Origin of the sequence: Kitasatospora sp. NPDC056731, assembly GCF_040687675.1 — a bacterium.
Taxonomy (GTDB): Bacteria; Actinomycetota; Actinomycetes; order Streptomycetales; family Streptomycetaceae; genus Kitasatospora.
On record NZ_JBFBNR010000038.1, the window covers coordinates 45,530 to 71,795 of the forward strand.

Genomic DNA, 26,266 nt, shown 5'->3' on the forward strand with positions numbered 1-26,266 from the left:
TAGGCCGTGCGGCAACCCCCGTTGAAGGCGGCGTCGGATCCGGAGCGGCCCCCCGGGCCCGGCGCCGCCGCTCAGTCCATCCGGCGCGGACCGCCGAGAACCTGCTGCTCGGCCTGCCCGGCCACGGCCCGCACGTACTGGCGCCGCATCCGGGTGGCCCACAGTGTGAGGTCGTCGCCGAGGGTGGGCAGCGCGGCGACGTCCTCCGGCGGGAGCGACAGCACCCGGCCGGTCAGCTCCGCCTCCTGCGGGGAGACCCGCTGTACACCCACCAGGTCGGCCGCGTTGAGTACCCGGGCCGCGTGCGGGCCGAGGTACGGCAGCAGGGTCAGGGTGGTCTGCCAGGGCGCGGCGGAGAGCCGGCTGCGCGGCGGGCGGGCGCCGAGGTCGCGCACCACCAGGACCGGCGAGGCCACCGAGGCGCCCTGCGGGCCGAGTCGGCCGACCTGGTGGACCGTCACGCACGGCTGCCCGCCGCCCGCGGCCTGCGCCAGCGGGCCCCACAGCTGCCCGCGCGCGGTCTCCACCGCGACCCGGGCGCCGATCGCGGCCGCCCGCAGCGCGATGACCTGCGCCGTCCACACGCCGCCGACCAGCACCAGGTCGTACGCGCTGGGCCGGAACAGGCCGAGCACCGCGGGCAGCCCCTGCGGGTCGGCGCCGATCACCACGCCGTCGTCGCCGACCGGGAAGGCCAGCGCCCCGAGGTCCGCGGCGTCCAGCACGTGCTTCTCCCGGCGCGGGCCGCGCAGCCCGAAGCCGGGCAGGATCCGGGACCGCGCCCGGGGCTGTTCGGCGCCGTGCTGCGGGCCGGGGGCCGGATAGGTCTGGTACGCCATCAGGACGCTCCTCCCAGCGGCAGGGTGGCGAGCACCCCGGGGGCCTGCTCCAGGTCGAGCCGGACCAGGCCGAGTCCGGCGCCCTGCGCCCGGGCCTCCACCTGGCGGCCGACCTGCGTCACCTCGCTCTCGCTGCGCCCGGTCACCCGCAGGTGCCCGCTGACGGTCACCGAGCCGCCGGTGCCGCGCCCGGCGGTCAGGCTGAAGGTGCTGGCCAGCGCGGGGGAGCCGGTGACCAGGTTGACCAGGTCGGGTGCGGCGATCCGGCCGGGCGAGCCGCCGGGGCGGCTGAGCTGCGGCCAGCGGGAGATCCAGTAGGTGCTGTGCCAGCGGTCGTCGATCCGCCAGAACCGGCTGCCCTCCTGGGTGCGGCGGGTGGTGCCGCCGCCGCTGCCGGTGCCCTGGCGCCCGGCCACCGCGAGCGGGTTGGCGCAGGTGGAGATGGCCAGCGCGGCGATCAGCTCGCGCTCGTCCAGCACGGTCGCGTTGAACCCGGCGCTGTTGAGCCGCCCGGCCAGCTGGTCGGTGACCCGTTGCAGTGCCTTGCGGGCGCCCTCCTCGCCGCCGCCGCGGGCCCGGACGGCGGCCGCGGCGCGCTCCGGGTCGAGCTTGAGCGCCACCCAGGTCAGCCGCAGCCCGGGGGTGGCGGTGCCGTCCGGCAGTTCCCGGTAGGCGCGGGCGGCCAGCGACTGCTCGGGCAGGTGCGGGGCCGGGGCCGGCTGGGTGTGCTGGACGAGTTGCACCGACTCCAGGGTGATGTCGTCGACCTGGAGCGCCGAGCAGATCACGTCCAGGGGCAGCGGCAGCGCGGTGCGCACCGGGCGCAGCGGCTGGTCCTTGGCCTGGACGAGCAGCACCGAGCTGAGGAAGGTGCCGTCGCCGACCATGCCGGTCTCCCGGCGGACGGGGCGGCCGCCCAGGTCGGCCTCGGTGGCGTGGGTGCAGGTGCGCAGTGCCGGTTCGAGTTCCAGGGCGGGGGCCAGCGCCGGGTCGGTGCCGGCCGGCGGCAGCGTGCTGCGGGCCTGCCGGCGGCGGGACTTGAGGGCGGCGCGCACCCGTAGCAGTTCGGGGATGGTCCGGCCGCGCAGCGGGATCACGGCGAGCACCACCAGGACCAGCGCGACCGCGCCGAAGCCGGCGGTGACCGGTCGGCTGATCGTCCAGCCCACTGCGACCAGCGCGGCCGCGACCTCGACCAGGACGAGCTGTTGGAGCCTCAGCCGGCCGCCGAGCAGCCCGGGCCGGGGGTTGATCCGGAGCAGGACGGGCCCGCGACCGCCTTCGTCACGGCCACTGCTCTCGCCGGCGGGCGGCAGCGGCTGCCCGGGCGCGGTCCCGGACGCGGGGCCGCCGCGCTGCGCCCGGCCGGAGCGGCGCGACCTCCCGCCCGTTGCCGGTCCGCGGCGTCCTGGAGCGGTCTGGCTTGGCATCCCCCGGGTGACCCTCTCTGATCAGTTGCCGCGGCCCGGCTGGCCGGTGCGCGGACCGTACCCGTACCGTACTCACCGTCTGCTGCCGCATCGTAGAGGGTTCGTGCGGGTTCCCGCCCGGCGGGTGCGGGGGGCGGTGCAGGGCGGTCCGACAATGTCTGACGAGGGGGACGACGAGGATGGCATCGCGCCGGGACGAGCTGAACGCGTACACCTTCGCCCGCAAGCGCACGGTGGGGGCGTTCCTGCTGCCCGGTGGCGGTGGCAGCGACGAGGACGCGCCGCGCCCGGTGAAGGCGGTGCTGCCGAGCGTGCTGGCCGGGGCGGTGATCGTCGCCGGGTTCGGGTTGTGGGGGGTGTTCAAGCCGAGCGCGCCGCTGCACTGGGACGACGGCAAGAACGTCGTCCAGGGCAAGAAGTCGACCACCCGGTACGTGGTGCTGACCGACCCGGACGGCCGGACCAGGCGGCTGCACCAGGTGCTCAACATGTCCTCGGCGCGGCTGGTGCTGCCGGCCGAGGCCAAGGTGGTGGTGGTCGACGACGGGGTGCTCGACAGCTACCCCAACCACGGCCCGACGATCGGCATCCCGTACGCGCCGGACAAGCTGCCGACGAGGGACAACGCGGACAAGCCGATGAAGTGGTCGGTCTGCGACCGCCCGGGCTCGGACGACAAGCAGGAGACCGTCAACCAGGCGGTGTTCGTGGCGGCCGGCCCGGACGCGGCGGCGCTGGCGGCCAAGGACCGGATGCTCGGCCAGGACCAGCTGCTGCTGGTGCAGCAGGCGGACGAGCAGCAGGTCTCCGCGCAGCCGGCGCCGGGCCAGCCCGCGGCCAGGCCGGGTGACGCGAAGGTGTTCCTGGTCGACGCGCAGGGCCGCAAGCACGGCATCGGCTCGCCGCAGGCGGACGACAAGGAGCGCAAGTCGCTGATCACCGCAGTCTTCGGGCCCAACGCGGTGCCGCAGCGCGTCAAGCGCGAGTGGCTGGACACCCTGGTGACCGGCAGCCCGATCACCTTCCCGAAGGTCGACGGGGTGGCGGACAGCCCGAGCCCCAACTCCTCGGTGGAGCTGGGCAACCAGGCCGACCGCCGGATCGGCCGGCTGGTGCACTACCAGGACCGCCACTACGTGGTCGGCAAGGACCGGCTCTACCTGGTGACGCCGTTCCAGGCGGAGCTGATCCGGCAGAACCCGGACTACCAGGACCTCTACAAGTACGACGGCGACAAGCGGCCGCGCAGCGACGAGATGACCCCGGCCGACCACGCCAAGCTGGGCAACGACGTCCGGCTGCCGAGCACCGGGGACGACTGGCCGCTGAAGTCCGGTGCGCCGACCAACAACTGGCAGGACCGGCAGGACGCGCGCCTGGTCGTGTGCAGCACCTTCGACGGCGTCGCCGAGGACGGCCGCACGCCCCGGCGCAGCGTCTGGGCCGGGACGTCCTACCCGGCGCCGTACAACAACGGCGCGGGCGCCGCGTACGTGACGCCTGGGCACGGCCTCTTCTACCGCGCGCTGGACAACGCGGCGGGCGGCTCCGGCACCGACTTCCTGATCACCGAGACCGGTCTGCGCTACTCGGTGCCGGCCAACGGCGACGGCGGCCGCGGCGCCACCACTCCGGCTACCCCGCAGCCGGGCCAGAGCGGGCAGCCCGGCCAGGGCGGTGCCCCGAAGACGCCCACCCCGCAGCCGGGCGCCACCGCGCCGGACCAGCAGCCGCCGCAGGACGAATCGGGCGCCAACCAGGCCCGGTTGGGCTACAAGGAGCTCCAGCCGCTCCCGGTGCCGCACGAGTGGTCGGACCTCGTCCCGGCCGGCCCGCCGCTGACGGCGAAGAGCGCCGCCCAGCCGCAGAACGCCTGATCGGCCAAGCCAGGCAACGGACTTGGCCTCCGTGTCATGGTCTGGTAACTGCGCCGAGTTCGGTGTTGGGCGAGCTGCGTGTGCCGACTACAGTGCTCCTGGACATCACTAGGGTGATGGGACGGTCGGGCCGCGCTGCCCTCCGTACACGCAATGTCTGTCTCATGGGGGATGGTGGAGCATGGCTCAGGGTCAGTTCACGATGACCGCTCAGGAGATGCTGGCTTTCGCCAAGCGGATCGAGGACGCGATCGGGAAGATCGAGGCTGAGCGGCAGAAGCTCATCAGCACGGTCGATGGCATCACCGGCGGCTGGCAGGGCCAGGCGGCGAGCGCCTACAAGGCCTTGCAGGACCAGGTCAACACCGACATCGCGAAGCTGAAGGAGTCGCTGACCGCGATCCAGCACGCGATCGAGCTGACCACCAAGCACTACGCGAGCACCGAGGAAGAGCAGAAGGCGCTGTTCTCCAACGCCCAGGGCTGATCAGCCGCACCGCGCTGATCACCGTTCTGTTCCGACCTTCCGCTCGGTGGGGCGCCCGCGGCTGAGCGCGGGGTGCTCCGCATCCTCGTCAAGGGAGACATCGTGTCCGACCACATCCTCGTCAACTTCGAGACCGTCCACCACGCGGCCGAGGAAGTGCGCGCCTCGGCCGGTCGCATCGACCACCTGCTGAACGACCTCAAGGGCGACGTCAACCGCATCGCGTCCAGCTGGCAGGGCGCGGCCCAGCAGGGCTACCAGGCCCACCAGACCCAGTGGGACGCGCGCGCCGCCGACCTGCAGAAGGTCTGCACGCAGATCGCCTCCTCGCTGGACAGCGCCGCGCAGAGCTACAAGACGACCGAGAACAACAACGCCAAGCTGTGGGGGAACAACTGACCACGCGTTCCCCAGCGGGAACGTGAGGGGGCGGGTGCTCGGACTCCGGGCACCCGCCCTTCGGCGCGCGGCACGGGTGGACGACATGAGGGGTGGCAGGGTGTCCGGACGCGGGTACCGGAAGGCGGCCGCGGCACTGGCCGCGCTCGCCGTGCTGGGCGGCCCGCTCGCCGCCCCGGCGCGCGCGGACAGCGGACCCGGGCTGGCCGCCGCGGGCGACTGCCCGAAGAACGCGCCCGACGTGCCGACCGTGCCGTGGTCGCTGCAGCGCCTGCTGCTGGACGAGCTGTGGCAGGGCGGTCGGACCACCGGCGCGGGGGTGACCGTCGCGGTCATCGACACCGGCGTGGACGACCAGAACCCGCAGCTGGCCGGCAAGGTCCTGGAGGGCTCCAACCTGGTGGTCAACCGGGAGACCAAGGAGAAGGTCCCGGGCAGCTCCAAGGAGGACCCGGTCGGCCACGGCACCAAGGTGGCCGGCATCATCGCCGCCCGCCGCTACGACCGGACGGGCTTCGTCGGGCTCGCCCCCGACGCCGCCATCCTGTCGATCCGCCAGAACGACAGCGACGGCAACGGCGACGTCTCCACCCTGGTCCAGGCCGTCAACGAGGCGGTCAGGGCCAAGGCCAAGGTCATCAACATCTCCCAGGACGTCCGCGGCGCCGGCGCCGCCGGCTTCGGCGGGTACCAGGAGCTGAAGGCCGCCGTCCAGGCCGCCGAGGACAGCGGCGTCGTGGTGGTCGCCTCCACCGGCAACGACGGCAAGGAGGGCGACACCTACCCCGGCGCGTTCCCGACCGTGCTCGCCGTCGGCGCCTCCGACCGCAACAACGAGCGCGCCCCGTTCTCCCAGTACGGCTCCTTCGTGAAGGTCGCCGCACCCGGCGTCGACATGCTCTCCACCGTCCCCCGGGGCGGCCAGTGCGTCGACAACGGCACCAGCTTCTCCGCCCCGTACGTGTCCGGGCTCGTCGCGCTGCTGGTCGGCGCCCACCCGAACTGGAAGCCGGCCCAGGTGCGGGCCTGGATCGAGCAGACCGCCCAGCGCACCCAGCGCGATCCGAACCAGTTCATCGGCTGGGGCGTGGTCGACCCGGTCAGGGCCGTCACCAAGGCCCCTGAGAGCGCGCCGTTCACCGCCACCCCGGACGCCCCCGTCCAACTGGCCGCCGCCCCGATCGTGCCCCGGCCGGTCGGCCTCGGCGAGACCCAGGCCGACCGCGACGGCCGCACCGCGACGTACGTCCTCGGCATCGGGGCGCTGCTGGTCGCGCTGCTCATCGGCGGCGGCGTCGTCCTGCGCGACCTGCGCCGCAGGTCCGCGGACTGATCCGGGTACGCAGCACCTGCCCGGTGCCCGGGGAGTGCGTAGGAGAATCCTCCGGAACGGCTGTAACGTCGTGGGTCGCTCGCCGCATCCAAGAAGTGTCAGGGAGCGCGGACACGGGGGGCGGCAGGCATGGGGTGGATCGGGGCGGGCCGGGAGGCCGAGGACGCCGAGTTCCTGGAACTGGTGTCCGGCCGCACCGGCCACCTGTACCGCTCGGCCTGCCTGCTGACCAGCGGCGACACCCACTACGCCGAGGACCTCGTCCAGGAGGCCCTCAGCCGGATGTACGTGCTCTGGCGGCGCAGCGCCTGGACCGGCGGCCGGGACCGGATCGACAACCCGGCCGCCTACACCCACACGGTGATGGTGCGCACCTTCCTCGCCCAGCAGCGCCGCCGCTCCAGCACCGAGCGCCCCATCGCGGCCGTGCCCGAGTCGGAGGCGCGGGAGGCGGACGGCGCGCTGCGGATGACCCTGCTCGACGCCCTCGGCCGGATGCCGCCCAAGGACCGCGCCGTCCTGGTGCTGCGCTACTGGGAGGACCGCAGCGTCGCGGAGACCGCCGAGATGCTGCGCTCCTCCCCGGGGGCGGTCCGCACCCGTACCACCCGGGCGCTGGCCCGGCTGCGCACCCTGCTCGGCGACTCGCTGGCCGAGCTCGCCGCCCGCTGACCACTGCTCGTAGTCCGTGACGCAACCCGTGACGCTCCCCGTGACGCAATTTCGTGATGCAAGGAGACGGTGACCACCCATGTCCGAACCGGACAAGTTCGAGGACGATCTTCTCTACGCCCTCACCCGTACGGGTGAGGGCTTCCGCACCGAGCCGTCCGACCTGCTCGCGGGCGGGTACCGGCGCGGCCGCCGCCGCTGGCGCCGCCGTTCGACCGCCGCGGTGGTGGGCGGCGCGGCCGCGCTGGCCCTGGTGGGCACAGGTGCGGTGTACCTCACCGGCTCCTCGCCGCGCCCGAGTACGGTGCCCGCGGCCGCCCCGAGTACCGCCGGCGGCAGCGGCTCGGCGGCCCCGGCCTCCTCGGCGTCCGCCTCCGCCTCGGCGCCGCCGGCGGTCTCCGGCGACGAGGTGCTGGCGATGTTCCAGGCCCTGCTCCCCAAGGGCGAGACCACCGGCGGCACCGGCACCGGCACGGGGGCCGAGCCGGGCCGGCCGTACGGCGGCGGCACCGCCGCGACCGCCTCGCTGGTCTTCGACGACGGCAAGGGCAAGTCCGCGATGGGCATCTCGCTCGGCCGCCTGGCGGACGGCGACCCGAACCGGGTGGAGAACGACTGCCCGGACAAGAAGCTCGTCCAGTACGACGCCTGCAGTGCCACCACCCTGCCGGACGGCGGCACGCTGACCGTCCTCCAGGGCTACGAGTACCCGGACAAGCGGGCCACCACCAAGTGGTGGAACGCCAAGCTGATCGGCAAGGACGGCCGCCAGGTCGAGCTGTCCGAGTGGAACTCCCCGGCGGAGAAGGGCTCGCCGGACAGCCGCCCGAAGCCCCCGCTGACCCCCGAGCAGCTCAAGGCGATCGTCACGGACAAGTCCTGGGACCGGGTCATCGCCTCGATCCCGGACCCGGTGCCGGTCAAGCCGCGGGACAACGGCAAGGAGTACGGCGAGGACGAGATCCTGGCGATCGTCGCCAAGCTGCTGCCGTCCGGGCTGACCGAGACGGAGACCGGGGGCCAGCCGGGCTACGCGAACTTCGTGGTCAACGACGGCAAGGGCAAGTCCCTGGTGGAGATCAACGTGCAGGACTGGTCCCGTGACGACAAGACCAAGGAGGAGTTGTTCGGCAGTGCCCAGGTGCAGCCGGACGGCACCAGGGTGGTGGTCGGCAAGCGGGGTTCCAACCCGGGCATGTGGACCGTCGACACCCTGCACGCGGACGGCCTGCGGGTGGTGATCAGCGCGTTCAACAGCGGCACCCAGCAGACCCCGGCGACCCGCAGCACCCCGGCGCTGAGCACCGACCAGCTGAAGGCGATCGCCACCGCGCCGGTGTGGAAGCTGAGGAAGTAGCGGTCCGGACATGGCAGTGCCCCGGGCTAGGGGGAGCCCGGGGCACTGCCGTGTGGGGGAGGGGTGGGGGTCAGGGCTGCTGGTCCTCGGGGAGGCTGATCACCCAGCGGGTGTCCTGGCGGGGGCGCAGGTAGAACAGCCAGTAGAGGGTGGCGGCGGCGGTGATGCCGCCGGTCCACAGCAGGGGTTCGGCGTCCAGCTGGGTCATCACGTAGACGAGGACGGCGATCAGCACCACCGGGACGGCCGGCCACAGCGGCATCCGCCAGGCGGCGGCGTGCTTGTGGTGGGCGCGGCGGGAGAGCAGTGCGGCGATCGCGACCAGCAGGTACATCCCGGTGACGGCGACGCCGGTGATGTTGCTGAGCAGCGCGCCCTTGACGAAGCAGAGCGCGGCGCCGGGCAGGCCGACGGCCAGGGTGGCGACCCACGGGGAGCCGAACCGGCCGAGGGTGCCGAAGGCCTTGTTGACCGGCTCGGGCCAGGCCTTGTCGCGGGCGGAGGCGAACAGGACCCGGGAGTTCTGGATGACCATGACGATGCCGGCGTTGATGATCGCCAGCGCGACGCAGAGGCTGATGAAGGTGCCGACCGCGGAGTTGCTCCAGGCGGTGACCATGCCGGAGATGTCGCCGGAGCTCAGGGTCTGCAGGTCGGGGGCGCCCATGGTGATGGCGACGACCGGGACCAGGATGACGGCGGAGGAGATGCCGAGCGTCCACAGCACGGTGCGCGAGACGTTGCGGCGGGGGTTCTCCAGCTCCTCGGAGAGGTAGACGGCGGTGGAGAAGCCCTGGGTGATGAACAGGGCGATGCCGAGCGCGCCGACGATGGCGCCGATGCTCACCGTGGTGGTGGCGCCGCCGTCCCCGGTGACCACGCCGTGCAGCAGGCTGGGGGCGTCGGCGTTGGCGTGGGAGAACCCGAGCACCGAGACGACGCCGGCCGCGATGACCTCCAGGACCAGGAAGACGCCGGTGATCCAGGCGTTGGCGCGCAGGTCGAGCAGGCCGGCCAGGGTGGCGGCGAGCATCACGGCGGCGCCGGTCATGGCCTTGTCGAGGTGCAGCACGGGGGCGAGGTAGTCGGCGGTGCCGAGGGCGATGACCGAGGGGACGATCATCACCACGATCAGCGAGAGCACGAAGACCAGCCAGCCGGCCAGCCGCCCGGCGAGGGTGCCGACCATCGCGTACTCGCCGCCGGCGCTGGGGATCAGGGTGCCGAGCTCGGAGTAACAGAACGCGACGGCGACGCACAGCACGGTGCCGATGGCGATGGCCAGGGCGGTGGCGCTGCCGATGCTGGAGAACAGCTCCGGGACGATCACGAAGAGCGTGGAGGCCGGGGTGACGCAGGACAGTGTGAGCAGGGTGCCGCCCACCACGCCGATCGAGCGCTTGAGTTGCTGGGGCGCTGCGGCGGCGGCGGTGTCGGCCGTCGCGGGGGTCGCGGCGCGTGGCGGGCGAAGCGTGTCGGTCATGTGGCTTCCGATCGGCTCTGTGCGGTCCTGTGGGTGGGAGCGGTATCGCCTCCGCTGGCTGTCTGCTCGGGTTCTGGTGGGGTCGCTCCTGGGTCGCAATGGAACCTGGGCGTATTGATTGCGTCAATGGCCGAAATGCTTCGGAATCCGTTGCGCGGAAGGGTATGGACATGCGATCCGATGATCACGTACGGTCATTGTGAGCTTTGCCCGACTTGTTACCTCTGCCACATTGCAACTGAATCCAAGGTAAACAGAGTGTTGCAAGCCGCCTTTCAAAGGTGTCCGTGGAGTCGGACGGCGATACGCCCAGGCGCCCCTTTGTGCGGCCGCAACCCCCGGGCGGGGTGCGGGAACCGCAGCCCCGCCCCGGAAAGATCTAGGTAACGTTTCGACACCTGGGACGCGAAAGGGGCCGGGCTCCCGTGAGCCCGACCCCTCGATCACTGTCCGTAGCCGCCGGCGCGGTGCGCCGGCGCCCTCACACCAGCGGCAGCCAGCCCGTCTGGACCATCTGCCCACCGGTCGCCCGGCGCGACACGTACACCCCGCGCCCCGGCGGCAGCGGCATCGGCTTGACCGTCCCCAGCAGCGCGCCCTCGTCCCGGTTGCCGGAGAGGATCACGCCCTGCCCGCCCAGCTCGCGCATCCGCTGCAGCACCGGCTCGTACAGCGAGCGGCCGGCGCCGCCCGCGCTGCGGGCCACGATCACCCGCAGGCCGATGTCCCGGGCGAACGGCAGGAACTCCGCCAGCGGCGCCAGCGGGTTGCCCGAGCTCGTCGCGACCAGCTCGTAGTCGTCCACGACCACGAACATGTCCTTGCCGCTGTACCAGCTGCGGTTGCGCAGCTGCTCGGCGGTGACGTCCGGGCCGGGCAGGCGGCGCGCGCAGGCCCCGCGCAGCATGTCCACGATGGCCGCCATGGCCGGCTGCGCGGCCGCGTACTCCACCAGGTACTCCGGCGGCACGGTGCCCAGCAGCGCGCGCCGGTAGTCGCCGACCACGATGCCCGCCTGGTCCGGGGTGTACCGCTCGGTGATCTGCTTGATCAGCATCCGCAGCAGCGCCGACTTCCCCGACTCGGTGTCGCCGAAGACGATGAACAGCGGGTCGGTCTCGAAGTTCACGAAGGCCGGTGCCAGCTCGGCCTCGTCCACGCCGAAGGCGATCCCGCGCTCCGGGCGCTCGGAGCCCTTCGGCAGCGAGTTCCCGTCCAGGACGGCCGGCAGCATCCGCACCTGCGGCGCGCGCGGGCCGCTCCAGGCCCCGTCGACGGCGGCGACCAGGCCGGCCACCCCGTGTTGGAGGTCGTCCACCGCGCAGGAGCCGTCCAGCCGCGGCAGGCCGGACAGGAAGTGCAGCCGCTCCGGGGTGATGCCGCGCCCGGCCAGCGACGGGACGTTCTGCGCCACCCGGCGGTCCACCTCGGACTCCATCGGGTCGCCGAGCTTCAGCTCGGTCCGGTTCTGCAGCAGGTCCTTCAGCGCCGGGCGCACCTCGGCGTACCGGGCCGCGGTGATGACCAGGTGGACGCCGTAGCCGAGGCCGCGCTGGGCGATGTCGCCGATCACCGCCTCCAGCACCTCGAACTCCTGCTTGAAGGTGTTCCAGCCGTCGATCACCAGGAACACGTCGCCGAACGCCTCGTCCGGCAGCTGCCCGGCCGCCCGGCGGGCCCGGTAGGTGCCGATGGTGTCGATCCCGGCGGCCCGGAACAGCTCCTCGCGCCGGTTCAGCACCCCGTGCACCTCGGAGACCATCCGGCGCACCTTGTCGACGTCCAGGCGCCCGGCCACCCCGCCGACGTGCGGCAGCCCGGCCAGTGACTGGAAGCTGCCCGCGCCGAAGTCCAGCAGGTAGAACTGCACCTCCCGCGGGGTGTGGGTGAGCGCGAACGAGGCCACCGTGGTGCGCACCACCGTCGACTTGCCCGAGCGCGGGCCGCCCACGACCAGGCCGTGGCCGGCCGCCCCCGCGTAGTCGACCTCCAGGACGTCGGTCTTCTGCTCGCGCGGCTTGTCCACGATGCCGATCGGCACCCGCAGCCGGCCCGCTGGGAAGCCGGGCGCGGTCAGCCCGCGCTCCGGCACCACCTGGAGCGGCGGCAGCAGGTGGTCCATGCTCGGCGCCTCCTCCAGCGGCGGCAGCCACACCTGGTGCGCGGCCGGGCCCTGGCCCGTCATCCGCTGCACGAACACGTCCAGCACGGTGTCGACCAGCGCGTCGTCCTGCTCCGGGGCGAGCGGCGCCTCCTCCTCCACCGCCGGCTCCGGCGGCTCCACCCGGGCCGCGGTGAACAGCACCGGGCGGGCGTTCACCCGCCGCCCGCCGGTCGACCGCTGCTGCCCCGGCGCCCGGTAGGGCCCCGAGACGTACGCGGCCTTGAACCGGTCCATCACGTCCTCGCCGAACTTGAGGTACCCGACGCCCGGCACCGGCGGCAGGTGGTAGGCGTCCGGCACCCCGATCGCCGCCCGCGACTCGGCCGCCGAGAAGGTGCGCAGACCGATCCGGTAGGAGAGGTAGGTGTCCAGGCCGCGCAGCTTGCCCTCCTCCAGGCGCTGCGAGGCCAGCAGCAGGTGCACCCCCAGCGACCGGCCGATCCGGCCGATCTGGATGAACATCTCGATGAAGTCCGGCTTGGCGGTGAGCAGTTCGGAGAACTCGTCGATGATCAGCACCAGCGAGGGCAGCGGGTCCAGCGCCGCGCCGGCCGCCCGGGCCCGCTCGTACTCGTGGATGTTGGCGTAGTTGCCCGCCGAGCGCAGCAGCTCCTGGCGGCGGTGCAGTTCACCCTCGATCGCGTCGCGCATGCGGTCGACCAGGGTGAGTTCGCCCTCCAGGTTCGTGATCACCGCGGAGGTGTGCGGCATGTCCGCCATGCCGGAGAAGGTCGCGCCGCCCTTGAAGTCGGCGAGGACGAAGTTCAGGATCTCCGAGGAGTGCGTCATCGCCAGCGCCAGCACCAGGGTGCGCAGCAGCTCCGACTTGCCGGAGCCGGTCGCGCCCACGCACAGGCCGTGCGGGCCCATGCCCTCCAGCGCGGCCTCCTTGATGTCCAGGTAGACGTGCTCGCCGTTCGCGCCGACCCCGATCGGCACTCGCATCCGCTCGTGCTGGGCGCGCGGGCGCCAGCTGCGCGTCACGTCGAAGGAGCCCGGGTCGCCCGAGTTCATCAGGTCGGTGAAGTCCAGGTTCGACAGCAGCGGCTCGTCGTCCCCGCCGGCCGAGAGCCGGTACGGCGCCAACTGCCGTGCCAGCGCCTCGGACTGCCACACCGAGAGCAGGTCCGGCGTGCCGGTGTACGTCGCCCCGGAGGCCGAGCGCAGCACCAGCTGCTGCGGGCTCACCGTCACCATCAGGTGCCCGCTCGGCTCGTCCAGGTCGCCCGGCACCACCTCGATGACGGTCACCCCCTGCACGCCCTCGGGGCTCGCCAGCAGCGAGTTCGGCGGCACCCCGGCGCCGTCCATCACCACCACCAGGTGCGGCTGGTCCGGCGCGGGCGCCGCGTCCCGCACGAACCGCTGGCGGCCGGCCAGCTCGTCCTGCAACAGGAACTCCAGCTCGCCCAGGTCGGTGGCGATCAGCCGGCGCGAGCCCGCGCCGTCGGCCTCCTTGCGGTGCTGGTTGTGCGGGAGCCACTTGGTCCACTCCCACTCCTCCGCCGCGCCCGGCGCCGCGGCCACCGCGACCAGCAGGTCGTCCGGCGAGTGCAGGGTGGTCAGCTGGGCGATCATCGCGCGCACGTTGCCGTACACCGAGTCCGCGTCCCCGCACACCGTGACGTGGTAGAAGGCGCGCAGCGACACCGCCAGCGGCAGGTCCTGCAAGGTGCCGTGGGCCTTCAGGAAGGAGTGCATCGCGGCCGCCGACAGCGGCTCCAGCTCGTCCATCGGCGCGGTCTGCGGCGCCACCAGCGGCGTCGACAGCTGCACCGGGCCCAGGCCCACCCGGATCTGCGCGAAGTCGCCGTCCCCGGTGCGGCGCTCCCACAGCCGCCGGCCGTCCGCCACGATCGACCACAGCTGGTCCGGCGCCGGGTTCAGGAACAGCAGAGCGCCGCGCTGGCGCTCCGCCGTGCGGCGCACCTGGCGGCGCATCTGCTGCAGGTACTTGAGGTAGTCGCGCCGCTCGTCCGCCATCGCGGTCGAACCGCCCCTGCGGGCCCGCATGATCTGCGCCAGCACCATGCCGACCGTCGAGGCGACCATCAGACCGCCCATGATCTTCATCGGGGCCGCCGCGCCCGGCGCGAAGAAGAACACCGCCGAGCCGCCCATGCCGAGCATCGGAAGGATGCTCATCAGCCAGTCCTCGCCGCCCTGCCGAGGCAGTTCGGGCGGGGTCACCAGCTCCACCGGCTCGTCCGGCACCGCCGGCGGATAGGCCCTGCCCGGGCGCTTGACCGTGATCACACCCATGTGTCATCCACCCCGCGGCGTCGATCGATCACTTCGGCATCAGCCCTCACGCAACTGGACTCGTACGGCTCGTACGGCTCGTACGGGTTTCACCAGGGCGAGGACGCACCACACGGCGCCGCCCCCCGTACCGCGCGCAGGGGCCGATCCTAACGGTCGCCCCCGCACCGCCCGCCAGGCCCGCGTCCGCACCCCCCGCCCAGGGCCCGGCCCGCACCGGGGCCGGGCACGAACCGAGCGGGTAGGGTAACGCCGCGCCAACTCGCGGCCCGGTCGGGCCGGTTCCACTGCCACACCGAGCGCCGCCGTGCCGCGGCACCGTCAACAAGGGGGAGCGCCCAGTGCGTCGAAGGACCGAGGTGCGGCGATGAGCAACGCCGCCGCGACCGGCTACTGCCGGGTCACCGTCGTCGCCCCGGACCGCCGGATCGACGTCGCCCTGCCCGAGGACGTCCCGCTCGCGGACGTCTACCCCGAGGTGCTGCGCCTGGCCAACCAGAGCCGGCCCGACGGCGCTCCCACCGGCTTCCACCTGGTGCGCCGCGACGGCACCGTCCTCGACAGCGGCCTGCCGCTCGCCGCCCAGCAGGTCCGCGACGGCGACCTGCTCGCGCTGCGCCCCTTCGCCGAGTCCCTCCCGCCGGCCGTCTACGACGACGTCGCCGACGCGATCGCCAGCGCCGTCGAGACCGACCGCCGGCTCTGGAGCGCCGAACTCATGCGGGCCTTCGGCCTGATCGGCGCCGCACTGCTGCTCGTCCTGCTCGGCTTCGCGCTCTGGTTCGCCGACCTGCGCCACGACATGCACGGCCTGCCCGGCGTCCTGGCCGGCGTCACCGCCGTCGTCCTCACCGCGCTGGCCGGCGTCCGCGCCCGGGTCTACCAGGACGCCCACGCCGCGCTCGCGCTCGGCCTCGGCGCCCTGCCGCACGCCATGATCGGCGGCAGCGGCGTCCTCGCCGTCGCCCACCCGTGGGACGGCCCCGGCCGGCTCCAGTTCCTGGCCGGCTGCGTCGCCGCCCTGGTGGTCGCCGTGCTGCTGGTCGGACTGCTCCCCGAGAGGGACGCGGTGTTCGTCGCCGCCGCCCTGGTCGCGGCCGCCGGGGCGCTCGCCACCTTCGCCGCCGTCCTGCTGCCGGACACCCCCGCCGGGCACATCGCCGCCGTCACCGGCATCACCGCCGTCGCGGCCGTCGGCTTCCTGCCCGGCCTCTCCGCCCGCTTCGCCCGGCTGCCCGTCGGCTTCAGCGCCCCGGGCCAGACCCGCACCCGCAGCCGCGACTACGACGAGGAGGCCGAGCGCGCCGAGGCCGTCCAGTACGAGCGGATCGCCCACCAGGCCCGCCGCGGCCACGAGGTCCTGGTCGGCCTGGTCGGCGGCTGCGCCGCGGTCGTGGTCGGCTCCTGCGCCGTCCTCGGCTTCACCGACCGGACGTTCCCCGAGCTGCTCGCGCTCGCCCTGGGCCTGGCCACGATGCTGCGCGCCCGGCTGTTCCGCTACACCGCGCAGGTCTTCAGCCTCACCATCGCCGGGCTGCTCGGCCTGGCCCTGCTGATCATCGGCCTGTCCCTGCACACCCCGCAGTTCATCCTGCGCGCCGCCAGCTCCACCGAGGTCGACCTGCGCACCGTCTGGCTGGCCGCCTCCATCGCGTTCGGCGCGGCGCTGCTCGCCGCGATCGCGCTGGTGGTGCCCCGGCTCGGCGTCTCCCCGTTCTGGGGGCGCATCCTGGACCTGGTCGACAGCCTGACCCTGATCTCCCTCGTCCCGCTGGCGCTCGCCGTCCTGGACGTCTACCGGCTGGTCCGCGGCGCCACCAGCTGACCGGCCCGGCCCGCGCCGCCTGCCCCGTCCGGCCCGCCGACCGGCCGGGTGGGCGGCACTGGTACCCTTGGCCTTCGAGCGCAGCCGTGTGTCCGCCTCCGGTGGGTCGCAGGCCGCCGGCCGCGCTCCGTCACGACACCGAGTCCTCATCAGTCCTGTGTTGTCGACCAGGACGGCTCGGTACACCCTGAAGGAGTTGCAGTGGCTCTCGCCTCTGACGTCAAGAAGCAGATCTTCGCCGAGTTCGGCCAGAAGGAGGGCGACACCGGTTCCCCCGAGGTCCAGGTGGCCATGCTCTCCCGTCGCATCGCGGACCTGACCGAGCACCTCAAGACCCACAAGCACGACCACCACTCGCGTCGTGGCCTGCTGATCCTGGTCGGCCAGCGCCGCCGCCTGCTGCAGTACCTGGCCAAGAAGGACATCGAGCGCTTCCGTACGCTCGTCGACCGCCTGGGCATCCGCCGCGGTGCCGCCGGTGGCGCCCGCTAAGACCGCCGCTCGGGGCGGCTCCCCACACCGGGGAGCCGCCCCTCGCGCGTATGCCGCGGACACCCCGAGCCGCGGCGCCCGGACATAACAACTCGCGCGTACCTCCCCAGGTGGCCGAGGATTGCACCGTAGGGTTGTGGGCATGCCCGGTGATGGCGCACCAGCGCGCCACCCGGGCAGACGAACCCGAACCCCCCGCGGGCCGAAGGCTTCAAACGGAAGCCGCCCGCATCCGAGAGAGCGTCCAGACGCGGACCGCCCGTCCCGGCCCGGCAGCCGTGAGGCGCCGGTCCTCGGTAGTGGCCCCCGGAAGCCCCGCAGACCGAGCGGAGCACCCCGGAGGCTTCGATCGAAGACCGGCCCGACTGCCGTCCTCCTTGCCAGGAGGGCCAGGGCCAGCCGGCAGGCAGCGCGGGGACGCTCTCCCGGAGACGTACGAAAGAGGAGATCTTCCAGGTGGAAGAGAACGTGTTCTACGCCGAGGCCGTGATCGACAACGGTTCCTTCGGCACCCGTACCATCCGCTTCGAGACCGGCCGTCTGGCCCGTCAGGCCGCCGGCTCCGCCGTGGCCTACCTGGACGACGACACCATGGTGCTGTCGGCCACCAGCGCGTCCAAGCAGCCGAAGGAGCACTTCGACTTCTTCCCGCTGACCGTGGACGTCGAGGAGCGCATGTACGCCGCGGGCCGCATCCCCGGCTCGTTCTTCCGTCGTGAGGGCCGGCCCTCCGAGGACGCGATCCTCACCTGCCGCCTGATCGACCGCCCGCTGCGCCCGTCCTTCGTCAAGGGCCTGCGCAACGAGGTCCAGGTCGTCTGCACCGTCATGGCGCTCAACCCCGACCACCTGTACGACGTGGTGGCCATCAACGCCGCCTCCGCGTCCACCCAGCTGGCGGGCCTGCCGTTCTCCGGCCCGATCGGCGGCGTCCGCGTCGCGCTGATCAACGGCCAGTGGGTGGCCTTCCCGACCCACAGCGAGCTGGAGTCGGCCGTCTTCGACATGGTCGTCGCCGGTCGCGTCCTGCCGGACGGCGACGTCGCGATCATGATGGTCGAGGCCGAGGCCACCGACAAGACCATCAAGCTGGTCGAGGGCGGCGCCGAGGCGCCGACCGAGGACGTCGTCGCCGCCGGTCTGGACGCCGCCAAGCCGTTCATCAAGGTGCTGTGCGCCGCCCAGTCGCAGCTCGCCGCCCAGGCCGCCAAGCCGACCGGCGTGTTCCCGGTCTTCCTGGACTACCAGGACGACGTCCTCGCCGCGCTGACCGCCGCCGTCAAGGACGAGCTCGCCCAGGCCCTCACCATCCCGGGCAAGCAGGAGCGCAACAACGAGCTGGACCGCGTCAAGGCGCTGGCCGCCGAGAAGCTGCTCCCCGAGTTCGAGGGCCGCGAGAAGGAGATCAGCGCCGCCTACAACGCGCTGACCAAGAAGGTCGTCCGCGAGCGCGTCATCAAGGACAAGGTCCGCATCGACGGCCGCGGTGTCACCGACATCCGCACCCTGGCCGCCGAGGTCGAGGCCATCCCGCGCGTGCACGGCTCGGCCCTGTTCGAGCGTGGCGAGACCCAGATCCTGGGCGTCACCACCCTCAACATGCTGCGCATGGAGCAGCAGCTGGACACGCTCTCCCCGGAGACGCGTCGCCGCTACATGCACAACTACAACTTCCCGCCGTACTCGGTCGGCGAGACCGGCCGCGTGGGTGCGCCCAAGCGCCGCGAGATCGGCCACGGCGCGCTGGCGGAGCGGGCGATCATCCCCGTGCTGCCCTCGCGTGAGGACTTCCCGTACGCGATCCGCCAGGTCTCCGAGGCGCTGAGCTCCAACGGCTCCACCTCGATGGGCTCGGTCTGCGCCTCCACCATGTCGCTGCTGAACGCCGGTGTGCCGCTGAAGGCCGCCGTCGCCGGTATCGCCATGGGCCTGATCTCCCAGGAGATCGACGGTGAGACCCACTACGTCGCGCTGACCGACATCCTCGGTGCCGAGGACGCGTACGGCGACATGGACTTCAAGGTCGCCGGTACCCGCAACTTCATCACCGCCCTGCAGCTGGACACCAAGCTCAACGGCATCCCGGCGTCGGTGCTGGCCGCCGCGCTGAAGCAGGCCAAGGACGCGCGTCTGCACATCCTCGACGTGATGAACGAGGCCATCGACACGCCGGACGAGATGTCCCCGAACGCCCCGCGGATCATCACCATCAAGATCCCGGTGGACAAGATCGGTGAGGTCATCGGCCCCAAGGGCAAGATGATCAACCAGATCCAGGAGGACACCGGCGCCGAGATCACGATCGAGGACGACGGCACCATCTACATCGGTGCCGCCGACGGACCGGCCGCCGAGGCCGCCCGCACCACGATCAACCAGATCGCCAACCCGACCATGCCGGAGGTCGGCGAGCGCTACCTGGGCACCGTGGTGAAGACCACGACGTTCGGCGCGTTCGTCTCGCTCATGCCGGGCAAGGACGGCCTGCTGCACATCTCGCAGATCCGCAAGCTGGCCGGCGGCAAGCGCGTCGAGAACGTCGAGGACGTCCTCGGTGTCGGCGCCAAGGTGCAGGTCGAGATCGCCGAGATCGACCCGCGCGGCAAGCTCTCCCTCATCCCCGTCGTCGAGGGCGAGGAAGCCGGCGAGACCGCTTCCGAGTGAAGCGCCGCTAGCTGACCCTTGCGGCCCGTACGCCTCCCGGCGTGCGGGCCGCACCCTGTTGCCCCCGCGTTCGTCCAAGCGTTCCCACGCGTGTTTCCTCTGGAGGTACCCCCCGTGGCTCAGGCCCCGGCGGCGAAGCAGCGCCCCGGCTCCACCCGGACCCTGCTCAAGGGCGCGGACGGCGCCGGCACGGTGCGCCGCACCGTCCTCCCCGGCGGCCTTCGGGTCGTCACCGAGACCCTGCCGACGGTGCGCTCCGCCACCTTCGGCATCTGGGTCGGCGTCGGCTCGCGGGACGAGACCCCGCAGCTCAACGGCGCCACCCACTACCTGGAGCACCTGCTCTTCAAGGGCACCGCGCGGCGCAGCGCGCTGGACATCTCGGCTGCCCTGGACGCGGTCGGCGGTGAGATGAACGCCTTCACCGCGAAGGAGAACACCTGCTACTACGCCCGGGTCCTGGACACCGACCTGCCGCTGGCCATCGACGTGGTCTGCGACATGGTCACCGGCTCGCTGATCCGCTCCGAGGACGTCGACGCCGAGCGCGGCGTCATCCTCGAGGAGATGGCGATGGCCGAGGACGACCCGGGCGACGTGGTGCACGACCTGTTCGCCAGGGTGATCTTCGGCAGCGGCCCGCTCGGCCGCCCCATCCTGGGCACCCAGGAGACCATCAAGGTGCTCACCCGGGAGCAGATCGCCGGCTTCTACCGCCGCCGCTACCGGCCTGAGAACCTGGTCGTCTCGGCCGCCGGCAACCTCGACCACCACACGGTGGTCAAGCAGGTCGAGCAGGCCTTCGCGGCGGTGCTGGCCCGCTCCGATGCGGCCCCCGCCGAGGCCCGCCGCGGCGTCAAGGCGCTGCGCACGGCCGGCCGGGTCGAGGTGCTCAACCGCTCCACCGAGCAGGCCCACCTGGTGCTGGGCGTGCCCGGGGTGCCGCGGCACGACGAGCGCCGCTGGGCGATGGGCGTGCTCAACGCGGCTCTCGGCGGCGGGATGAGCTCCCGGCTGTTCCAGGAGGTCCGGGAGAAGCGCGGCCTGGCGTACTCGGTGTACTCGTACTCCTCGTCCTACGCGGACAGCGGCCTGTTCGGCATCTACGCCGGCTGCCAGCCCAAGCGGGTCGAGGAGGTGCTGCGGATCTGCCGCGCGGAGCTGGCCAAGGTGGTCGCCGAGGGCATCACCGAGGAGGAGCTGCGGCGCGCGATCGGCCAGATCTCCGGCTCCACCGTGCTGGGCATGGAGGACACCGGCTCGCTGATGAACCGGATCGGCAAGGCCGAGCTGAGCTACGGACACCACCTGTCGGTGGACGAGATGCTGGCGCGGATCGCGGCCGTGACCCTGGACGACGTCCACGCGGTGGCCCGTGATGTGCTGGGCGCGTACCGGCCGTCGCTGGCGCTGATCGGACCGGTCAACGACAAGCGGGCCGCCAAGCTCGCCGATCTGCTGGTGTGAGAGGACATTTCGCTATGACGCTGCGTGTCGCCGTGATCGGTGCCAACGGCCGGATCGGCTCCGAGGCGGTCAAGGCCGTCGAGGCCGCGCCGGACCTCGAACTGGTGGCCACCCTGGGCCGCGGGTCCGAGCCGGCGGAGCTGACCGAGGCCGGCGTCCAGGTCGCCGTCGAACTCACCCACCCGGACTCGGTGATGGGCAACCTCGACTACTGCCTGCACCACGGCATCCACGTGGTCACCGGGACCACCGGCTGGACGGACGAGCGGCTGGCCACCGTCCGCGGCTGGCTCGACCAGGCCCCCGAGCTGGGCCTGCTGATCGCGCCGAACTTCTCCATCGGCGCGGTGCTCGGCATGAAGTTCGCGCAGACCGCGGCGAAGTACTTCGAGTCGGTCGAGGTGGTCGAGCTGCACCACGACCGCAAGGCGGACGCCCCCAGCGGCACCGCCACCCGTACCGCGCAGCTGATCGCGGCCGCCCGCGCCGAGGCCGGCCGCCCGCAGCAGCAGGACCCGACCACGCACGGCCTGCCCGGCGCGCGCGGCGCCGACGTGGACGGGGTGCCGGTGCACGCCGTCCGGCTGCGCGGGCTGCTCGCCCACCAGCAGGTGATGTTCGGCGACACCGGTGAGACGCTCACCATCCGGCACGACTCGCTGCACCACAGCAGCTTCATGCCGGGCATCCTGCTCGGTGTGCGCAAGGTCGTGGAGACGCCGGGGCTCACCCTGGGCCTCGAACACTTCCTGGACCTGTGAGCCCGGCATGACGTCCCGTACCGGATTCTTCGTCCTGTCCGGCGTGCTGCTGCTGGTCGCCCTCCTCTGCGTCGGGGAGGGCATCCAGCTGGTCGCCACCGGCAAGCCGCTCGGCATCGGCATCGGCCTGTGCGCCTTCGTCATCCCGGTGATCGGCGTCTGGTTCCTGCGCCAGACCGTCCGGTTCGGCCGGGCCAGCGAGCAGCTCGCCCGGGAGCTGGAGGCCGAGGGCGGCCTGCCGGTGGACGAGCTCCAGCGCACCACCGGCGGGCGGATCGACCGGGCCTCGGCCGACGCGGTGTTCGCCCGCCGCCAGGTCGAGGCGGAGGCCGCGCCGGCCGACTGGCGGGTCTGGTTCCGCCTCGCGGTGGCGTACGCCGACGCCGGCGACACCCCGCGCGCCCGCAAGACCATGCAGCACGCCATCAAGCTGCACAGCACCGAACCCGCAAGGAGTAACGCGTGAGCGACGAACCGACGGCCCCCAGCTTCCGCAGCGACGTCACGGTCGAGCTGGTCCGCAGCGCGGCCGCCGACTCGGACGTCATCTGGGCGGCCCGCGTCTCGACCGCGGGGGAGCAGTCCCTGGAGGCGGTCCAGCAGGACCCGGAGAAGTCCAAGGGCCTGATCAACTTCCTGATGCGGGACCGGCACGGCACCCCCTTCGAGCACAACTCGATGACCTTCTTCATCAGCGCGCCGATCTTCGTGTTCCGGGAGTTCCACCGGCACCGCAGCGGCTGGTCCTACAACGAGGAGTCCGGCCGCTACCGCGAGCTGCAGCCGGTCTTCTACGTCCCGGCGGAGGAGCGCAAGCTCGTCCAGCAGGGCCGCCCGGGCCGCTACGAGTTCGTCGACGGCACCCCCGAGCAGCACAGGACCACCACCGAGGCGATGGAGGCCGCGTACCGCGAGTCCTACGCGCGCTACCAGGAGATGCTGGCGGCCGGCGTGGCCCGCGAGGTGGCCCGCGCGGTGCTGCCGGTCGGCCTGTTCTCCTCGATGTACGCGACCTGCAACTCCCGTTCGCTGATGCACTTCCTGTCGCTGCGGACCAAGCGGGAGCACTCGGCGGTGCCGTCCTTCCCGCAGCGCGAGATCGAGATGGTCGCCGAGCAGATGGAGCAGGAGTGGGCGCGGCTCATGCCGCTCACCCATGCGGCCTTCGAGAAGCACGGCCGGGTCGCTCCCTGACCTGGGACGATAGGCATATGGGCGGAGTGTCGCGCATGTCTGGATTGCGGCTTTTCTAGCCGCTCCCTACATTCATGAACACGGATTCCGGTGCTGCCCGAACCCCCGAGCGGGCAGCACCGGAATCCCATGTCACCGCCTGTTTCCGCCGCTTCGCACGGTATGCCCCTGTCCGAACACTGGACCGGTGTGGTTACCGCCCCACCGCCTACGAGTAGCTTTGGACGCATGGCTCCGACCTCCACCCCCCAGACGCCGTTCGGCCGGGTCCTGACCGCGATGGTCACCCCGTTCACCGCCGACGGCGGACTCGACCTCGACGGCGCCCAGCGCCTCGCCACACACCTCGTGGACTCCGGCAACGACGGCCTCGTCGTCAACGGCACCACCGGTGAGTCCCCGACCACCAGTGACGCCGAGAAGGCCCAGCTCGTCCGCGCCGTGGTGGAGGCGGTCGGGGATCGCGCCCACGTGGTGGCCGGCGTCGGCACCAACGACACCCACCACAGTGCCGAGCTGGCGCGACAGGCGGAGGCCGCCGGAGCCCACGGCCTGCTGGTCGTCACGCCGTACTACAGCAAGCCCCCGCAAGAGGGCCTGTACCGGCACACCGTGCACATCGCGGACACCACCGGGCTGCCGGTCATGCTCTACGACATCCCGGGCCGCAGCAGCGTCGCGCTGAGCCACGAGACGCTGGTCCGCCTCGGCGAGCACCCGCGGATCGTCGCCAACAAGGACGCCAAGGGCGACCTCGGTGCCGCCGCCTGGGCCATTGCCCGCTCCGACCTCGCCTGGTACTCAGGCGACGACATCCTCAACCTGCCGCTGCTGTCGGTCGGAGCCGCCGGAGTGGTCAGCGTCGTCGGACACGTCGTGGCCGGCGAACTGCGTGCGATGATCGAGGCGTACCTGGCCGGCGATGTGGCCAAGGCCACGGCGATCCACCAGGGTCTGCTCCCGGTGTTCAGCGGTATGTTCCGCACGCAGGGCGTCATCCTCGCCAAGGCCGCGCTGGAGCTCCAGGGACTGCCGGCCGGCCCGCTGCGGCTGCCGCTGGTCGGCGCGACTCCCGAGGAGATCGCACGATTGACGAAGGATCTCGCCGCCGGCGGGGTACACCTGTAACAGACGAAGACGTGCGCGCCCCGGCTCGCCGGACCCTCACGGGTCCGCCGCTGGACCGGACCGACGGCGCGAGAGCACCGACCCAGTAGGAAAAACGACACTGAGTACGCACGCCATATGTCTTCAGGGGGAGGACCCCGGGCATATGGCGTGCGTCGTGAGGAGAGTCTTTTGAGCCACCCGCACCCCGAACTCGGCGCACCCCCGGCCCTGAAGGAGGGCGCCCTCCGCATCACCCCGCTCGGCGGTCTCGGCGAGATCGGCCGCAACATGACGGTCTTCGAATACGGGGGCCGCATCCTGATCGTCGACTGCGGCGTCCTCTTCCCCGAGGACGAGCAGCCCGGCGTGGACCTGATCCTCCCGGACTTCACCTACATCCGGGACCGCCTCGACAAGATCGACGGCATCGTCCTCACCCACGGGCACGAGGACCACATCGGCGCCGTCCCGTTCCTCCTGCGGGAGAACCCGGACATCCCGCTGATCGGCTCCAAGCTGACCCTCGCCCTGATCGAGGCCAAGCTCGCCGAGCACCGCATCCGGCCGTACGTGCTGGAGGTCAAGGAGGGCGAGCGCGAGCGCATCGGCCCCTTCGACTGCGAGTTCATCGCGGTCAACCACTCCATCCCGGACGCCCTGGCGGTCGCCGTCCGCACCCCCGCGGGCATGGTCGTGGCCACCGGCGACTTCAAGATGGACCAGCTGCCGCTCGACGGCCGCCTGACCGACCTGCCGACCTTCGCCAAGCTGGCCGAAGAGGGCATGGACCTGCTGCTGGTGGACTCCACCAACGCCGAGGTCCCCGGCTTCATCCCGCCCGAGCGGGACATCTCGGCCGCGCTGCGAAACGTCTTCGCGAACGCCGACAAGCGCATCATCGTCGCCTCCTTCGCCAGCCACGTGCACCGCATCCAGCAGGTCCTGGACGCCGCGCACGAGTACAAGCGCAAGGTCGCCTTCGTCGGCCGCTCGATGGTCCGCAACATGGGCATCGCCCGCGACCTCGGCTACCTGAAGGTCCCCGGCAACATGGTCGTCGACGTCAAGCAGCTCGACGACCTGCCGGACAAGGACGTCGTGCTGATCTGCACCGGCTCCCAGGGCGAGCCGATGGCGGCGCTGTCCCGGATGGCCAACCGCGACCACCAGATCCGCATCGTCGAGGGCGACACCGTCGTCCTGGCCTCGTCGCTCATCCCGGGCAACGAGAACGCCGTCTACCGGGTGATCAACGGCCTCACCCGCTGGGGCGCCAAGGTCGTGCACAAGGGCAACGCCAAGGTGCACGTCTCCGGCCACGCCTCGGCCGGCGAGCTGCTGTACTTCTTCAACATCTGCAAGCCGCGCAACCTGATGCCGGTCCACGGCGAGTGGCGCCACCTGCGGGCCGCCGCCGACCTGGGCATCGCCACCGGCATTCCGCGCAACCGCGTGGTCATCGCCGAGGACGGCGTCTGCGTCGACCTGGAGAAGGGCGTCGCCCGGATCGTCGGCAAGGTGCAGGCCGGGTACGTCTACGTGGACGGCGCCTCGGTCGGCGACATCACCGAGGCCTCGCTCAAGGACCGCAGGATCCTCGGCGAGGAGGGCTTCATCTCGGTCTTCGTCGCGGTCGACTCGGCCAACGGCAAGATCGTGGGCGGCCCGACCTTCCAGGCCCGCGGCTCCGGCATCGACGACAACGCGTTCGTGCCGGTCGCCGCCAAGCTCCAGGAGGCCCTGGACCGCTCGGCGAGCGACGGCGTGCTGGAGCCCCGCCAGGTCCAGCAGCTGGTCCGCCGGATCATCGGCAAGTGGGTGGCGGACAACTACCGCCGCCGGCCGATGATCCTGCCGGTCGTCGTCGAGGTCTGAGCCTCCGGCGGCTGGTTTGACGTGGGGCAGCCCGGTGCGTAATGTTCTCCGGGTTGCCCCACGGGACGGCCCCGCAGGAAGTTTCTCGAATGCGAATTCGAGAATGACCGCGGAAAACGGCCCGAGAAACTCTGATAGAGTTCGGGAGCGCCGAAAGGCGAAAGCCACTCAGGTAAATGAAACTCCGGAAAACGGAGCGGAAAACATCTGATAAGCTTGAAACACGAAAGAACGAAGCGCCCGGAGGGCCCGCTGGAAGGCGGTCCGAAGGAAGTGTCCGTTCCTTGAGAACTCAACAGCGTGCCAAAAGTCAACGCCAGATATGTTGACATCCCCGGCCTCAGATTCTTCTGGGGTTGGAGATTCCTTTTGAAGTAAAACACTAGCGAGGACGCAGTGCGCGGGATCACCCTATTCCGGTGGTTGCCGTGCCGCTCAACGCGGGTGTCGACCGGCCTCCTTCAATGTGGGGCCGAGTAAACATTCACGGAGAGTTTGATCCTGGCTCAGGACGAACGCTGGCGGCGTGCTTAACACATGCAAGTCGAACGGTGAAGCCCTTCGGGGTGGATCAG

The 26,266-nt window shown here is 71.9% G+C and carries 19 protein-coding genes and 1 rRNA gene; 16 read left to right on the top strand and 4 right to left on the bottom strand.

Annotated elements, in window-relative coordinates; genetic code table 11:
- Positions 1-71: 71 nt before the first annotated feature.
- Complete coding sequence (locus tag AB0R04_RS29950; protein ID WP_063347616.1) at positions 72-839, bottom strand: hypothetical protein; 768 nt, start codon at positions 837-839, stop codon at positions 72-74.
- Positions 839-2,269 (bottom strand): type VII secretion protein EccE, encoded by a 1,431-nt coding sequence (gene eccE, locus AB0R04_RS29955; RefSeq protein ID WP_363376697.1) that lies wholly within the window; start codon positions 2,267-2,269, stop codon positions 839-841. The genes AB0R04_RS29950 and eccE overlap by 1 nt, the downstream gene beginning before the upstream one ends.
- 179 nt (positions 2,270-2,448) lie before the next feature.
- Between eccE and AB0R04_RS29960 the strand changes: the two genes are divergently transcribed.
- The 6 genes from AB0R04_RS29960 to AB0R04_RS29985 all read left to right on the top strand — a co-directional run bounded on the left by AB0R04_RS29960 (position 2,449) and on the right by AB0R04_RS29985 (position 8,394).
- Positions 2,449-4,146, top strand: coding sequence for a type VII secretion protein EccB (locus AB0R04_RS29960; protein WP_363376699.1), 1,698 nt, complete (start codon positions 2,449-2,451; stop codon positions 4,144-4,146).
- A gap of 181 nt (positions 4,147-4,327) precedes the next feature.
- Complete coding sequence (locus AB0R04_RS29965; RefSeq protein WP_063347614.1) at positions 4,328-4,633, top strand: WXG100 family type VII secretion target; 306 nt, start codon at positions 4,328-4,330, stop codon at positions 4,631-4,633.
- Positions 4,634-4,735: 102 nt separating this feature from the next.
- The gene (locus tag AB0R04_RS29970) at positions 4,736-5,032 is read left to right on the top strand and encodes a WXG100 family type VII secretion target (protein WP_063351107.1); all 297 of its coding nucleotides are present in this window, start codon (positions 4,736-4,738) and stop codon (positions 5,030-5,032) included.
- A 100-nt stretch (positions 5,033-5,132) separates the two neighbouring features.
- Entirely contained in the window at positions 5,133-6,365 is a 1,233-nt protein-coding gene (mycP, locus tag AB0R04_RS29975; RefSeq protein ID WP_244293356.1) for a type VII secretion-associated serine protease mycosin, read from the top strand.
- Positions 6,366-6,494: 129 nt separating this feature from the next.
- Positions 6,495-7,037: a SigE family RNA polymerase sigma factor gene (locus AB0R04_RS29980; RefSeq protein ID WP_363376701.1), complete on the top strand. Its 543-nt coding sequence runs from the start codon at positions 6,495-6,497 to the stop codon at positions 7,035-7,037.
- A gap of 79 nt (positions 7,038-7,116) precedes the next feature.
- The gene (locus tag AB0R04_RS29985) at positions 7,117-8,394 is read left to right on the top strand and encodes a hypothetical protein (protein ID WP_363376702.1); all 1,278 of its coding nucleotides are present in this window, start codon (positions 7,117-7,119) and stop codon (positions 8,392-8,394) included.
- A gap of 70 nt (positions 8,395-8,464) precedes the next feature.
- Here AB0R04_RS29985 and AB0R04_RS29990 read toward each other — a convergent pair whose 3' ends face one another.
- A complete protein-coding gene (locus AB0R04_RS29990) occupies positions 8,465-9,877 on the bottom strand; it encodes an APC family permease (protein ID WP_363376704.1) in 1,413 nt (470 codons plus the stop codon).
- 481 nt (positions 9,878-10,358) lie between these two features.
- Positions 10,359-14,303, bottom strand: a complete 3,945-nt coding sequence (gene eccCa / locus AB0R04_RS29995; RefSeq protein WP_363376706.1) for a type VII secretion protein EccCa — start codon at positions 14,301-14,303, stop codon at positions 10,359-10,361.
- Positions 14,304-14,670: 367 nt separating this feature from the next.
- Between eccCa and eccD the strand changes: the two genes are divergently transcribed.
- The 10 genes from eccD to AB0R04_RS30045 form a co-directional block, all read left to right on the top strand.
- Complete coding sequence (gene eccD, locus AB0R04_RS30000; protein WP_363376707.1) at positions 14,671-16,128, top strand: type VII secretion integral membrane protein EccD; 1,458 nt, start codon at positions 14,671-14,673, stop codon at positions 16,126-16,128.
- Between the two features lie 201 nt (positions 16,129-16,329).
- Complete coding sequence (rpsO, locus tag AB0R04_RS30005) at positions 16,330-16,620, top strand: 30S ribosomal protein S15 (RefSeq protein ID WP_063347607.1); 291 nt, start codon at positions 16,330-16,332, stop codon at positions 16,618-16,620.
- Between the two features lie 456 nt (positions 16,621-17,076).
- The gene (locus tag AB0R04_RS30010; RefSeq protein ID WP_063347606.1) at positions 17,077-19,284 is read left to right on the top strand and encodes a polyribonucleotide nucleotidyltransferase; all 2,208 of its coding nucleotides are present in this window, start codon (positions 17,077-17,079) and stop codon (positions 19,282-19,284) included.
- Between the two features lie 114 nt (positions 19,285-19,398).
- Positions 19,399-20,751, top strand: coding sequence for a pitrilysin family protein (locus tag AB0R04_RS30015; protein ID WP_363376709.1), 1,353 nt, complete (start codon positions 19,399-19,401; stop codon positions 20,749-20,751).
- A 14-nt stretch (positions 20,752-20,765) separates the two neighbouring features.
- Complete coding sequence (gene dapB / locus AB0R04_RS30020) at positions 20,766-21,512, top strand: 4-hydroxy-tetrahydrodipicolinate reductase (protein WP_363376711.1); 747 nt, start codon at positions 20,766-20,768, stop codon at positions 21,510-21,512.
- 7 nt (positions 21,513-21,519) lie between these two features.
- Positions 21,520-21,978 (top strand): tetratricopeptide repeat protein, encoded by a 459-nt coding sequence (locus AB0R04_RS30025; RefSeq protein WP_363376713.1) that lies wholly within the window; start codon positions 21,520-21,522, stop codon positions 21,976-21,978.
- Positions 21,975-22,706, top strand: coding sequence for an FAD-dependent thymidylate synthase (thyX, locus tag AB0R04_RS30030; RefSeq protein ID WP_063347603.1), 732 nt, complete (start codon positions 21,975-21,977; stop codon positions 22,704-22,706). Before AB0R04_RS30025 ends, thyX begins: the two co-directional genes overlap by 4 nt.
- A 228-nt stretch (positions 22,707-22,934) precedes the next feature.
- Positions 22,935-23,834 carry a 4-hydroxy-tetrahydrodipicolinate synthase gene (gene dapA, locus AB0R04_RS30035; protein WP_363376714.1) on the top strand — a complete coding sequence of 300 codons (900 nt, stop codon included), beginning with the start codon at positions 22,935-22,937 and terminating at the stop codon, positions 23,832-23,834.
- Between the two features lie 171 nt (positions 23,835-24,005).
- A complete protein-coding gene (locus AB0R04_RS30040; RefSeq protein WP_363376716.1) occupies positions 24,006-25,691 on the top strand; it encodes a ribonuclease J in 1,686 nt (561 codons plus the stop codon).
- Positions 25,692-26,174: 483 nt separating this feature from the next.
- Positions 26,175-26,266, top strand: a 16S ribosomal RNA gene (locus tag AB0R04_RS30045); the annotation flags it as partial.